Origin of the sequence: Demequina sp. NBRC 110052, from assembly GCF_002090075.1 — a bacterium.
In the GTDB taxonomy this organism is placed as follows: Bacteria; Actinomycetota; Actinomycetes; order Actinomycetales; family Demequinaceae; genus Demequina.
Window position 1 is genome coordinate 1,159,531 of record NZ_BBRI01000002.1, and the last position, 13,384, is coordinate 1,172,914.

The 13,384-nt window shown below is 69.7% G+C and carries 11 protein-coding genes; 5 read left to right on the forward strand and 6 right to left on the reverse strand.

The window, feature by feature from the left end:
• The first annotated feature begins 6 nt into the window (after positions 1–6).
• From cysD to rarD, 5 genes are all read left to right on the forward strand, one after another.
• Entirely contained in the window at positions 7–933 is a 927-nt protein-coding gene (cysD, locus tag B7K21_RS05620; protein ID WP_084074208.1) for a sulfate adenylyltransferase subunit CysD, read from the forward strand.
• Complete coding sequence (locus tag B7K21_RS05625; protein ID WP_084074209.1) at positions 933–2,333, forward strand: sulfate adenylyltransferase subunit 1; 1,401 nt, start codon at positions 933–935, stop codon at positions 2,331–2,333. Before cysD ends, B7K21_RS05625 begins: the two co-directional genes overlap by 1 nt.
• Positions 2,333–3,136 (forward strand): ABC transporter ATP-binding protein, encoded by an 804-nt coding sequence (locus B7K21_RS05630; protein WP_084074210.1) that lies wholly within the window; start codon positions 2,333–2,335, stop codon positions 3,134–3,136. The genes B7K21_RS05625 and B7K21_RS05630 overlap by 1 nt, the downstream gene beginning before the upstream one ends.
• The gene (locus B7K21_RS05635; protein ID WP_084074211.1) at positions 3,123–3,929 is read left to right on the forward strand and encodes an ABC transporter permease; all 807 of its coding nucleotides are present in this window, start codon (positions 3,123–3,125) and stop codon (positions 3,927–3,929) included. Before B7K21_RS05630 ends, B7K21_RS05635 begins: the two co-directional genes overlap by 14 nt.
• 70 nt (positions 3,930–3,999) lie before the next feature.
• Positions 4,000–4,950 (forward strand): EamA family transporter RarD, encoded by a 951-nt coding sequence (gene rarD / locus B7K21_RS05640; RefSeq protein WP_234989188.1) that lies wholly within the window; start codon positions 4,000–4,002, stop codon positions 4,948–4,950.
• 164 nt (positions 4,951–5,114) lie between these two features.
• Here rarD and B7K21_RS05645 read toward each other — a convergent pair whose 3' ends face one another.
• The 6 genes from B7K21_RS05645 to nuoL form a co-directional block, all read right to left on the reverse strand.
• Positions 5,115–6,677 carry a hypothetical protein gene (locus B7K21_RS05645; protein WP_084074213.1) on the reverse strand — a complete coding sequence of 521 codons (1,563 nt, stop codon included), beginning with the start codon at positions 6,675–6,677 and terminating at the stop codon, positions 5,115–5,117.
• Complete coding sequence (locus B7K21_RS05650) at positions 6,674–7,207, reverse strand: sigma-70 family RNA polymerase sigma factor (RefSeq protein ID WP_234989189.1); 534 nt, start codon at positions 7,205–7,207, stop codon at positions 6,674–6,676. Before B7K21_RS05650 ends, B7K21_RS05645 begins: the two co-directional genes overlap by 4 nt.
• Before the next feature lie 203 nt (positions 7,208–7,410).
• The gene (locus tag B7K21_RS05655) at positions 7,411–8,430 is read right to left on the reverse strand and encodes a polyprenyl synthetase family protein (protein ID WP_084074214.1); all 1,020 of its coding nucleotides are present in this window, start codon (positions 8,428–8,430) and stop codon (positions 7,411–7,413) included.
• A gap of 6 nt (positions 8,431–8,436) precedes the next feature.
• Complete coding sequence (gene nuoN, locus B7K21_RS05660) at positions 8,437–10,008, reverse strand: NADH-quinone oxidoreductase subunit NuoN (RefSeq protein WP_084074215.1); 1,572 nt, start codon at positions 10,006–10,008, stop codon at positions 8,437–8,439.
• The gene (locus B7K21_RS05665) at positions 10,008–11,501 is read right to left on the reverse strand and encodes an NADH-quinone oxidoreductase subunit M (RefSeq protein ID WP_084074216.1); all 1,494 of its coding nucleotides are present in this window, start codon (positions 11,499–11,501) and stop codon (positions 10,008–10,010) included. The genes nuoN and B7K21_RS05665 overlap by 1 nt, the downstream gene beginning before the upstream one ends.
• Positions 11,502–13,382: an NADH-quinone oxidoreductase subunit L gene (nuoL, locus tag B7K21_RS05670; RefSeq protein WP_084074217.1), complete on the reverse strand. Its 1,881-nt coding sequence runs from the start codon at positions 13,380–13,382 to the stop codon at positions 11,502–11,504.
• Positions 13,383–13,384 lie beyond the last annotated feature (2 nt).

A 13,384-nucleotide genomic window follows, 5' to 3' on the forward strand; every position in this document is an offset into this window, starting at 1 on the left:
CGACTCATGACTGATGTCACCACCGCCACCGTGGCTCCACCGCGGCCCACGACCCTGGACACGCTCGAGTCCGAGGGCATCCACATCATCCGCGAGGCAGTCGGCGGCGCACGCAAGCCCGCGCTGCTGTTCTCCGGCGGCAAGGACTCCGTAGTGGTGCTTCACCTCGCCGCCAAGGCGTTCTGGCCCGCGCGCGTGCCCGTGGAACTGCTGCACGTGGACACCGGGCACAACTTCCAGGAGGTCCTCGACTTCCGCGACCGCACGGTCGAGCGACTCGGCCTGCGCCTGCAGGTCGCGAGCGTGCAGGACTACATCGACGACGGGCGCCTGCGCGAGCGTCCCGACGGCACCCGCAACCCCCTGCAGACCGTCCCCCTGCTGGACGCGATCGCCGGCCACGGCTACGACGTGGTGCTCGGCGGCGCGCGACGCGACGAGGAGAAGGCGCGCGCCAAGGAGCGCGTCGTCTCGCTCAGGGACGAGTTCGGCCAGTGGGACCCGCGCAACCAGCGCCCCGAGCTGTGGAACCTGTACAACTCCCGCCACCTGCCGGGCCAGCACGTGCGCGTGTTCCCCCTGAGCAACTGGACCGAACTGGACGTGTGGCGCTACATCGAGCGCGAGGGCATCGAGCTGCCTGGCCTGTACTACGCGCACGAGCGCGAGGTGTTCCAGCGCGACGGCATGTGGCTCACCCCGCACCACTCGGTGCGCGTGAGGGAGACAGACACGATCGAGACGCGCGTGGTCCGCTACCGCACCGTGGGCGATGCGAGCTGCACGGGAGCCGTCGAATCCTCGGCGGCCACCGTCGACGAGGTCATCGCCGAGGTCGCCGCGACCCGCATCACCGAGCGCGGCGCCACGCGCGCCGACGACCGCCTCACCGAGGCCGCCATGGAGGACCGCAAGAAGGAGGGCTACTTCTGATGGCCACGGAGATCATCGCCACCCCGTCCCTGCTGCGCTTCGCCACCGCCGGCTCGGTGGACGACGGCAAGTCGACCCTCGTGGGGCGCCTGCTGCACGACACCAAGTCGATCCTCGCCGACGCCTACGAGGCGGTCGCGCGCGTGAGCCACGAGCGCGGCTCCACCGAGGTGGACCTCGCGCTGCTTACCGACGGATTGCGCGCCGAGCGCGAGCAGGGCATCACGATCGACGTCGCGTACCGCTACTTCTCCACACCCAGGCGGACGTTCATCCTCGCCGACTGCCCCGGGCACGTGCAGTACACCCGCAACACCGTCACCGGCGCCTCGACCGCCGACGCCCTGGTCGTGCTCGTGGACGCGCGCTATGGCGTCGTGGAGCAGACCCGGCGCCACCTCGCGGTGGCCTCGCTGCTGCGCGTGCCCCACGTGATCGTCGCGGTCAACAAGATCGACCTGCTCGACTACGCCGAGGCGCCGTACCGCTCGATCGCTCGCCACGTCGAATCGCACGCCGAAGCCCTCGGACTTCCCTCGGTCATCTCGATCCCCGTGAGCGCCCTGGTGGGCGACAACGTGGCCGTGCGCTCGGAGCAGACCCCCTGGTACGACGGCCCCACTGTGCTCGACGTGCTGGAGACCGCCCCATCGATCGACGAGGGAGCCGACGCTGTCGCCGCCGCGCATCGGCACGGCATCGCCCACCCCACCGCCGCCGACGCCGCTGCCGCCGAGCCCGGCTGGCGCCTGCCGGTACAGCTCGTGCTGCGCCCCCAGGACGCGGCCGTCGATCCTGCCTACCGCGAGTACCGCGGCTACGCCGGCCAGGTGGCCGAGGGCACCCTGCGCGTCGGCGACCACGTCGTGGTGCAGCCCTCGGGCCGCCGCACCACCGTCGCCGGCATCGATACGCCCGACGGGCCGCTCGAGTTCGCAGGTCCCGGCCGCTCAGTCGCGGTGCGCCTGGCCGACGACGTGGACGTCTCACGCGGCGACCTGCTCGCCTCCGCATCGGACGCGTCTGGTGCCGTGAAGGCCTTCGCCGCGCACGTCGCATGGCTCGCCGAGCGGCCGCTGCGCGTGCGAGACCGCGTGCTCGTCCAGCACGGCTCCGCCACGGTGCAGGCGATGGTCACGTCGATCGACGGCGTGCTCGACATCGGCCTGCCAGGAGGCACGCTCGACGCCTCCATCAAGGAGGGTCACGAGTTGCTGCTCAACGACATCGGCGTGGTGCGACTCCAGCTCGCCGCGCCGCTCGCCATCGAGGACTACGGCCACCGCCGACGCACGGGCGCGTTCGTGCTGATCGACCCGCAGGACGGAGCCACCTTGGCCGCAGGCACCGCCCGCGACAAGGCTCTCGGAGTCACCGGCGACGCGTACGTGAGCATCTGATGGGAGGTGCGGTCGCCCTCACCGAGGCAGGGCAGGAGTTCGTGCGGCGCGGCCGCACCCGGCTCGCGCTGCAGCCCACCACGCTGGACATCGCTCCCGGCGAGTTCGTGGCGGTCGTCGGCCCGTCCGGGTGCGGCAAGTCGACCTTGCTGGACCTCGTCGCCGGGCACGCCACACCCGCCACCGGCACCGTGACCGTCGACGGCACCCCCGTCACCGGCCCGGGGCCCGACCGCATGCTCGTGTTCCAGGAGCACGCACTGTTCCCCTGGCTCAGCGTGCAGGAGAACGTCGAGTTCGGGCTGCGCGCCGCCGGCGTGCCGGAGGCCTCGCGTCGGTCCGTCGCGAGCGAGTGGATCGGGCGCGTGGGGCTAGCCGATGCGGCTCGGCTTCACCCGCACGAGCTCTCCGGAGGCATGCGTCAGCGCGCCGCGCTCGCGCGCGCGTTTGCGCTCAAGCCCCGCGTGCTGCTCATGGACGAGCCGTTCTCCGCGCTCGACGCGCCCTCTCGTGACCGCCTGCACGTGGAGCTCCAGGAGCTGTGGCGCGAGACTGGGACCACGCTCATCTTCGTCACGCACAACGTGCGCGAGGCCGTCACGTTGGGCGACCGCGTCATCGTCATGTCCTCCGGCCCCGGCCGCGTGATCGCGGACGTGCCCATCCAGCTCGCCCGCCCCCGCGTCGTCGAGTCGCGCCAGGTCGTGGACCTCGCGCAGCACGTGCGCGGGCTGCTCGACGCTGCCGACCAGATGGGCATCACGACGCCCCGCGAGGGACGGGACGGCTATGTCAGCATCTGAAACCGCCCGACGCCGCGGACGCTTCACCTCCGGACCTTTCCCCATGCTTGTGGCGGGGTTGGCGCTGGTGGTGCTGTGGTGGCTCGCGTCCCTCGTGGCCCCCACGCTGCCCGACCCGGCGGCGACGTTCGCCGAACTCGGCTCGATGATCGCGGATGGTCGCGCGTGGTCTCTGCTGTGGCGCACCACCGTGTTCATGGCGGTGTGCTTCGCGGTCGCTGTGATGCTCGGGGTCTCCGCCGGTCTGCTGTTGGGCGCGCGCGGGTCGCTCGACCGCGCGCTCTCGCCCTATCTCGCGGCGTTGCAGGGCATGCCCACCTCGATGTGGATCCCCGTCGCAGCGATCGTGCTCGGCACCGAGATCTGGTCGCTCGCCGCCGTCGTCTCGCTGGGCGCCGTGCCTGCGATCATGCTGGCCACGCGTACCGCGGTAAAGGGCGTCCCGCCTCTGCTCGTGAGGGCCGGGCGCACCCTGGGCGAGTCAGGCTTCTCACTCATCCGCCGCGTCGTCCTGCCCGCCGCAGCGCCCGGCATCCTCACCGGCGTCGAGCTCGGCTGGTCCATCGCGTTCCGCTGCCTCGTGGCCGGCGAGATCTTCTCCGGTGCGCTGTCCGGCACCGGCATCGGCGATGTCATCTCCCGCTCCCGTGAGACCGGCGACCTGACCGAGATGATGGCCACGATCCTCATCGTGCTCGCCTTCACCGTGCTCGCCGATCGCCTCGCATTCGCCCGCGCTCATGCGCGACTCCGGGAGTCCCGCGGACTGGTGGACGCAGGCCTGCCGCACTGAGCCAGCCACCGCGTCGGGCATGGCCAGTAGCCACCACGGCGGCACCCCGGCCGAGTGGTTGACTGGGCGAGTGACCGACTCCCTCGACCGCCGCGGGCTGGCCCTGGGGGCCGGCGCCTACCTCGTATGGGGCCTGTTCCCGCTGCTGATGCACGCGCTGGAGCCGGCGTCGGCGATTGAGATCACCGCGCAGCGCGCCATCTGGTCGCTGCTCGTGTGCGCCATCATCGTGGCGTTCGTGCGGGGCTGGCGACGGGTGCTCGCAGTGCTGCGGTCGCCGCGCACGCTAGGCATCCTCGCACTCGCCGCCGCGCTCATCGCCACCAACTGGCTTATCTACGTGTTCGCGGTCGTGACGGACCGCGTGAACTCCGCCTCGCTCGGGTACTACATCAACCCCCTGGTGCTCGTCGCCCTGGGCGTGTTCGTGCTCGGGGAACGACTGCGGCGGCTGCAGATCGTCGCGGTGGCCATCGCCTCGGTGGCGGTGGCGGTCATCGGCGTCGAGATGGGCGGGCTGCCGTGGATCTCGCTGGCGCTCGCGTTCTCCTTCGGGCTGTACGGGCTGATCAAGAAGCGCGTCTCCGTGGACCCGATCACGGGGCTCACGGTCGAGACACTGGTGATCGCGCCGTTCGCGCTCGTGGGTCTGTGGTGGCTGTCGTCGTCCGGGGAACTGACGTTCGGTGCGCGCGGGTCCTCGGGGCTGGGGGTCGGGCACGACCTGCTGCTCGCCTCGACCGGCGTCTTCACCGTGGGCGCGCTGCTGCTGTTCGGAGCGGGTGCGCAGCGGCTGCCGCTCAACGTCACCGGGCTGCTGCAGTACATCGCGCCCACCATGATGTTCATGCTCGCGGTGTGGCACTTCGGCGAGCCGATGCCCGCAGGGAGATGGATCGGCTTCGTGCTCGTATGGGCCGCGCTGATCGTCCTGACGCTGGATGGCTTCCGCGCCGCACGTCGACCGCGTGCGCTGCGCGATCCCGACGAGGCCGAGGTGGAGCCGGCCGAGCCGGTCTAGCGCGCACTTCACCTCGATACTCCCGCCGCCACCCGGCAGTGTGAACCAATGTCAGCGCGACTCGCCGCGTGACGGCGCCTCCGACCTTGGACTCACCGGGGTGTCGGTAGCAGATCTGGTTCGCACTGTTGAGACGGGCTTCGGGCTATCCGAAGCGTCACCGGTCAGGGCTCGAGCGCGAACCACATCCACGTCATCGTGTCCGTCGTCGCACCCTCGCCGTAGAGGATCACCGGCTGCGCATCCGCGGACACAGGCTGCGCCGCGTCAACGCACGGGATCACCGGTGCGTCGTCATACAGCACCGCGTCCCCCTGCACGGGGCCGTTGAGCCCCTCTCCGAACCATATGTCGACCGGCTCGAAGCCCGCGACCAGGCGCCGTTGCCCCTCGATGCTCGTGTGATCGAGCACACCGACGATGAGCCCTGCGTCGTTCACCCACACTGGCGCCTGATACTGGTGGACGCCCTGCTCGCCTTCGCTCGACGAGTCCCCAACTCCGTAGCTTCCCTCCCAGCCCGGACTCGCGACGTCCGCCCACTCGTAGTCCGGGAAGATGCCGTTCGGCACGGTGAATGTGACGATCGTCGCGCCGGACCCGTAGTCGCGCTGCCCCTGGTGCTCCTCCTCCCACACGATGCCGTCGACTCGGCGCACCTCATCGACCTGACGCTCGAGCGCCGGATCGAGCGGAGCCCCACACTGGAACGCCGCTGACTCCGGACCCGTGAGGTAGGGATCCCAGGAGTAGGACTCGTCCACGTCGGGCGGCACGTTCGCGAATGTGACCGGTCGCCACTCGGACGTGTTCTCGCCGCACACCGCGTCGTAGCTTGCCCCCGCCGCGCGCGTCGAGACGATCTCGTACGGCTCCTCTCCCGGGATGGAGATCCTCGTCGTCACGCGCACCACGTCACTGAGATCGTCGATCACCTCGACAGGTCCGTTCAAGAGGAGCGGCTCGCGCGTCACGGTCCCGTCCTCGCGCTCAACAGTGCGCCAGACACGCGTGTCGTGGTCGACGTCGCCGAGCGCCACACCGAAGGCGTACTGCCGCAGGAAGCCGTCATGCACCAGTCCAGCAAGGCCCGCACTCAGGCCCGCTGGCGTCTGGTCCGGTACGTCGGTGGTCCACTCCCACCACAGCTCGGTCGGATCCTCCACCACCTGCGGAGTCTGTGCCGCCGTGACATCGACGACCACGCGATCGGCGAAGGTGCCCGTGTCAGCGTCGAGCCACTCGTCGAGCCACAGGTCCCTGAATACGAGGACGGGCATCTCATCATCGTCATAGCGCCAGGCCTGAATCGGGCTCTCGTCGTAGCCCAAGTCGCTCCAGCGTCGCACCTCGTCGTCGTCGTGATCACGCACGATGTCGATCAGCTCACCGTTCGCGCGGTGATACACGCCGGTCTCAGTCTCGAGATTCAGGTAGGCGCGACCGTAGTACTGCGAACCCGCGAGTGCTTCGACTCGCGGCAGCGGATACTCGTCGAGGTTGCACATCCCCTCGAAAGCGGCGGACTGCTGCTCATCGGGTCCGAGAGCCGCGACCGCGCCCGCGGCGACGGCACCTACGGCGATGGCGGCGGCCGCGACCGTGCCGCCCGCCCGCCACGCGCGTCGGCGACGAACCGCCGCCACGGTGCGCCCCGCGTCGGGCGTGACGAGCACCGCCTGGTGCTCGCCGTGCGCGTTCTTGAGGGCGTCTCCCAACTCGCTCATCGGCTCCTCCTGGTGGTCACAAGGTCCACGACATCGGGCTCGGGCCCGGGATCCTCCACGCCCAGCATCGGCGCCAGCCGTGCCGTCGCGTCGTGGAGGTAGCGCTTCACGGTGCCCTGCGCGAGCCCCAGTTCGTGGGCGATCTGCGGCACCGAGAGGTCGTCGAAGTAGCGCATCACCACGCACGCCTGCTCGCGCGGGCTCAGGCTGCGCAGCGCCCGGCGCACGTCGAGCCCTGCGTCGAGGTCAGCGGGTGCGGGCTCCCGCTCGAAGGACCGGGTACGAGTCCTGTCTGCGGCACCACGGCGTCGGGCACGGTCGATCGCGAGCGTCGGCATGGTGCGGCGCACGTAGGCCTCGGCATGATCCAGATCGGCGAGGCGCCGGGGACGGCTGAAAACCTTCACGACCGCGTCATGCAGCAGGTCCTCGGCGTCGCCGTCGCGTCCCACGAGCATCGCGGCATACGCCGTCAGGCTGCGCCCGCGCTCGCGCATCAGCTGCTCGACGAGCTCCTGCCAGTCCCCCACGGGTCCCCCTTGTCGGTCCTCACCCTGTCACACGCGACAGGGGCACGAAACGTTGGGGTCCCCGCAACAGTCCGCACGGATTCAGATCCGACGCGCCGGCAACGGCCATGCCCGACGCCGGGGTCGCCGGGGTGTCGCGCCAGGTTCCGTGCGGAGTGTCCCCACGGATGGGGAGGGGTTGGTCGGGGAAGGGTCAGGGTGTGTCAGGCCGCGCGGGCGACCAGGGCGTCCGCGAAGGACAGCAGCGCGTCCTTGACCTCGCCCTCGGGCAGAGCGGCGATCGCGGCCTTCGCCTTCGCACTCCACTCGTGCGCCAGCGCGGCAGTCTGGTCGACCACGACGTGCGCGCGCAGCCGCTCGACCACGGAGGCAAGCGCCTCGTCCGAGCTCAGGTCGCCGTCGATGTCGGCGAGGAGCGCCACGTCCGCCGCATGCTCCTCCTGTGTCACGTCCGCGCCCACGCCTGCGGCCACGCGCTTGCGAAGCAGCAGCACCGGCATGGTCGCGACTCCCTCACGCAGGTCGGTGCCTGGCGTCTTCCCGGACACTTCAGTGTCGGACCGGATGTCGAGCACGTCGTCAGCCAGCTGGAACGCGACGCCCGCAAGCTCGCCGTACTCCGTCACCTGACGCACTACCGAGGGGCCGCAGCCACCGAACATCGCGCCGAAGCGCGCTGACGTGGCGACGAGCGATCCGGTCTTGTCGGCGAGCACCTGGACGTAGTGCGCGACCGGGTCCTCGCCCTCGGCCGGTCCCACGGTCTCGTGCAACTGTCCGATGCACAGTCGCTCGAAGGTCGTCGCCTGCAGGCGGACCGCTTCGGGGCCGAGGCCCGCGACCACCACAGACGCCCGCGCGAACAGCAGGTCGCCGGTGAGGATCGCGACCGAGTTTCCCCACACTTCGTGCGCGGCGGGAGCGCCCCGACGCGTCGGCGCCGAATCCATGACGTCGTCGTGATAGAGCGTCGCAAGATGCGTCAGTTCGCACACGACCGCGGCATCGAGCACCTCGGGACGCGCACCCTCGCCCAGCTGAGCCGTGAGCAGCACGAGCATGGGGCGCAGGCGCTTGCCACCTGCATCGACCAGATGACGCGACGTCGCATCGGCAAGGCGATCCGACTGTGCGACGGCGTCGCGCAGGCGCTCCTCGACCACCGCAAGCCGCGGGGTCAGCGCCTCCTCGAGGTTCGCGTTGCCGATGGGGAGCGCCGCCATGACGCCCTACAGGCCCGTCAGGAGCGTCGCGGCGTCCTCGAACAGCGTGAGCACGCCGCCGGGGAGGATGCCGAGCAGGATGACAGCAGCCGCCGTGATCCACACGACGACGCGGGCGTACGGGTGGTAGTCGACCTCGATCGACTCCTCCTGGTCCTCAGGCACGTCGGTGAAGAACATCAGCACGATGAGACGCACGTAGAAGAACGCCGCTGCGGCCGAGCACAGCACCGCGACGAACACGAGCGGCCATGCACCGCCGTCGATCGCGGCGGCGAACGCCTGGAACTTCCCGATGAAGCCCGCGGTCAGCGGGATTCCGGCGAAGGACAGCAGGAACAGACCCATCGACGCCGCGAGCAGCGGCTCGCGCTTGCCCAGACCGGCCCACTGGCCCAGGCGCGTCGCCTCGGCGCCCACGGTGCCGTCGACTGCCTTCTCGCGCACCTGCGTCAGCACCGCGAAGGCACCGATCGTCGCGAGGCCATAGGTCAGCAGATAGAACGGCACAGCCGAGAGCGCCTGAGGCGAGAACCCGGCGAAGGCCACGAGGATAAAGCCCGCGTGCGCGACGGACGAGTACGCGAGCATGCGCTTGAGGTCCGTCTGCACCAGCGCGAGCACAGTGCCGACGACCATCGACAGGATCGCGACGGTCCAGATCAGCCAGTTCAGCTCCCATTCGAGCGGGAACAGCGCGGTGAACACGACGCGCAGGAGCGCGGCGGCAGCCGCAGCCTTGGTGGCGGCTGCCATGAAGGCGGTGACCGGAGTCGGGGCGCCCTGGTAGGCGTCGGGCGACCACGTGTGGAACGGCACCGCGCCCAGCTTGAACAGCAGTCCGACCAGCACCATGACGGCACCGATCACGAACAGCGGCGACATGTCCGGCAACGCGATGATCGCGGCGGCGACGTCGGCGTACGAGAGCGAGCCTGTGGCGCCGTACAGCAGCGCGACTCCGAACAGGTAGATCGCCGATGAGAACGCGCCGAGCAGGAAGTACTTCAGGGCGCCTTCGTGAGACAGCAGGCGCTTGCGACGCGCCAGCGCGACCATGATGTACAGCGGCAGCGAGAAGACCTCGAGCGCCACGAACAGCGCGAGGAAGTCGACTGTCGCCGCGAACAGCATCATGCCGCCGACTGCGAAGAGCGCGAGTGGGAACACCTCGGTGAGCTCGAAGCCGCGACGACGCGCCTCCGCCTCGTCCTCGGAACCCGGAGCGGTCGAGCCCAGCGGCGTGAACGCCTCCTCACCCGCGCGGGTGCGGGCAGCGAACAGCAGTACGCCGAGGATGCCGAAGACAAGCAGCATGACGTGCCACGCGAGAGCCTGGCGGTCCATGACGAACATGCCTGCCTGAGCGACCACGCCTGCGGCGTCGTACGTGGCCCACTGGACGATCGCGGTCCCGGCGGCGGCCACCATGGCGCCGAGCGCCAGCCCGAGCTGCACGTGACGGCGGGTCGTGTGGGTGCGGATAATCGCCTCGAGCAGGATGCCGACGGCGCCGGCGAGCAGCACGATGATCGTCGGCGCGAAAGCCGCGTAGGAGATCTCGGGGGCGGTGAACATCACTCGGCAACCTCCGCGGAGACGACCGGGATCACGTCAGCCGACGGCTCCCGGAGATAGTCGATGGCGAGCGAGGGCAGGAAGCCCAGCAGCAGCATGAGGCCGATCAGCGGCCACAGCACCAGGCGCTCGCGCACGGACAGCTCGCGCGTGGACTCGAGGCCCTCGCGAGTGGGGCCCGTGAAGACCTTCTGGTAGGTGAGCAGCACGTACAGGGCGGCGAGGATCACTCCGAGCGCGGAGATCACGACTGCGGTCTTCGCGACGCCGAAGGCGCCCACGAGCACCATGATCTCCGAGACGAACGGGGAGAGTCCGGGCAGAGCGAGCGCGCTGAGGCCGATGATCAGGAACGTGCCGGCGAGCACCGGCACAACCTTCTGCAGGCCGCCGTAGTCCGCGACGTCGGCGCTGCCCGTGCGGCGGATGAGGAACCCGACGACCAGGAACAGCGCGCCCGTGGACAGGCCGTGGTTGAACATGTAGAAGGCGGCACCCTCGACCGAGGTCGGCTGGAACGCGAAGATGCCCAGCACCATGATGCCGAAGTGGCTCACCGAGGTGAAGGCCACGAGGCGCAGCATGTCCCTCTGTCCGATCGCGAGCAGCGCGCCGTAGATCACGGAGATCACGGCGAACACGATGATGACCGGCGCCGCCCATGCGGAGGCCTCCGGGAAGAGCACCAGGCACAGGGTTAGCATGCCGAAGGTGCCGATCTTGTCCAGCACCGCCACCAGCAGGGCCGTCGTCCCGACGCGCGCCGTCTCGGCCACCGTCGGCAGCCACGTGTGGACGGGCACCATCGGCGCCTTGATCGCGAAGGCGAGGAAGAACGCCAGGAAGATCAGCCGCTCTGCGGTGGTGCCGAAGTCAGTGCCCTGCAGGTTGTCAATCAGGTACGCGTGCTCGCCCCCTGGCCCCACGAAGTACAGGGCCACGACGCCGACCAGCATCACGAGACCGCCGACCAGGGAGAAGATGAGGAACTTCACTGCGGCGTAGCGGCGCTGGGCACCGCCGAACGAGCCGATGAGGAAGTACAGCGGGATGAGCATCGCCTCGAACAGCACGTAGAACAGGAAGACGTCGCGCGCAGCGAAGATGCCGACCATGAACGCCTGGCTGAGCAGCACGAGCGCGAGGTAGCGCGAACCGCGGGTCGCGTCGCCCTCGTCATCGCGCCAGCCGGCGAGGATCACCAGCGGCGTGAGGAGGAGCGCGAGCACGATCATCGACAGACCGAAACCATTGACGCCCAGCGCCCAGCTCGCCCCGATCTGCGGGATCCACGAGTACATCTCGGTGAACTGCTGAGTGCCGGCCGAGCCGAGGTCGAACTGCGTCAGCATGACGACGCCGAGCACGAGCTCGAGCAGGGTCACGCCGAGCGCGACCTCGCGGGCTCGGGCACGCGCGCCCTCCGGCAGCGCGAACAGCACGGCGGCGCCCGCGGCTGGCAGCGCGACCAGCACGGTCAGGAACGGGAACATCTACAGCACCCCCAGGACGACGAAGGCCACAAGGCCCGCGAGGCCGATCAGGATCAGCGCCGCGTAGGAGCGCACCTGTCCGGACTGGAATCGGCGGAGGGACTCTCCGAGCTTGGACACCCCGGTCGCGGTGCCGTTGACGGCTCCGTCCACCACGGCTGCGTCGGCATAGACGAGCGTGCGGGTGAGGTGCGTGCCCGGCCGCTCGAAGACGGCGCGGTTCACGGAGTCCTGGAAGAAGTCATTGCGTGCGGTCAGCGTGGCGAGCGAGGGCGCCGGGGCCTCCGTCGGCACGTCAGCCCTGCCGTACTTGAGCCATGCGACCACGACGCCGACGGCCACGAGCGTGAGCGTGAGGGTCATGATGACCGGCACCGACAGCACGGGCTCGTGGTGCTCCACGTGACCGGTGACGGGCTCGAGCCACGTCGAGAACCGGTCGCCCGCGGCAAGGAACCAGCCGAGCCCGGCCGATCCGACGGCCAGCAAGATCATGGGCACCGTCATGAGCCACGGGGACTCGTGCGGGTGCTGATCGTCGGTCCAGCGCGCCTTGCCGTGGAACGTCATGAAGAACAGGCGCGACATGTAGAACGCGGTCAGGCCAGCGCCGATCAGCGCGGCGAGGCCGAACACCCAGGGCTGCCACCCCTCGCCCACAAACGCGGACTCGATGATCTTGTCCTTGGACCAGAAGCCCGCGAACGGCGGCACGCCGAGGATCGCGAGCCAACCCAGCCCGAAGGTGACCCACGTGACGACCATCGCGGTGCGCAGCGCACCGAAGCGCCGCATGTCCACCTGGTCCTTCATGCCGTGCATGACGGATCCGGCGCCGAGGAACATGCCTGCCTTGAAGAAGCCGTGCGTGACCAGGTGGAAGATCGCGAAGGCGTACCCGACGGGGCCGAGGCCAGCGGCGAGCATCATGTACCCGATCTGCGACATCGTCGACGCAGCGAGCGCCTTCTTGATGTCGTCCTTCGCCATGCCGATGATCGCGCCGAGCAGGAGCGTCAGCGCACCGACCGCGGCGACCACGAGCCGGGCGGTCTCGGTGAGGTCGAAGATCGCGGACGAGCGCACGATGAGGTAGACGCCCGCCGTGACCATGGTCGCGGCGTGGATGAGGGCCGAGACCGGCGTCGGGCCTGCCATCGCGTCGCCCAGCCAGGACTGCAGCGGGAACTGTGCCGACTTTCCGGTCGCGGCGACGAGCAGGGTGAGGCCGATCGCGGTGAGCGTGGCAGTGGAGGCCTCGCCCACCTGGGCGAAGACCTCCTCGAACCCGAGCGAGCCGAAGGTGGCGAACATGAGGCCCATCGCCACGATGAGGCCCACGTCGCCGACGCGGTTGACCACGAAGGCCTTGTTTGCCGCGGTCGCGTACTCGGGCTTGTGGTTCCAGAAGCCGATCAGCAGGTACGACGCGAGTCCCACGCCTTCCCAGCCGACGAACAGCAGCAGGTACGAGTCGGCGAGCACGAGCAGCAGCATCGCGGCGACGAACAGGTTGAGGTACGCGAAGAACACGCGGCGGCGCGGGTCATGCTCCATGTACGCCACGGAGTACAGGTGGATGAGCGTGCCCACGAAGCTGACGAGCAGCACGAAGGTCACGGACAGCGGGTCCACCAGCAGCCCGGCGTCGAGCTGAAGCTCGGAGCCGGAGATCCACGTGAACAGGTGCACGGCGTGCTCGCGCGACTCGGCGTCGAGTCCGAGCAGCTGGAGGAACGCCCCGAAGCCGACGACGAACGTCGTCGCGGAGGCGGCCACGCCGAGCCAGTGTCCCCACGCGTCCGCGCGCTTGCCGGCGAGCAGCAGCGCGAAGCTGCTGGCCAGCGGCACGGCGATGAGGAGCCAGGTCAGGTCAAGCATCG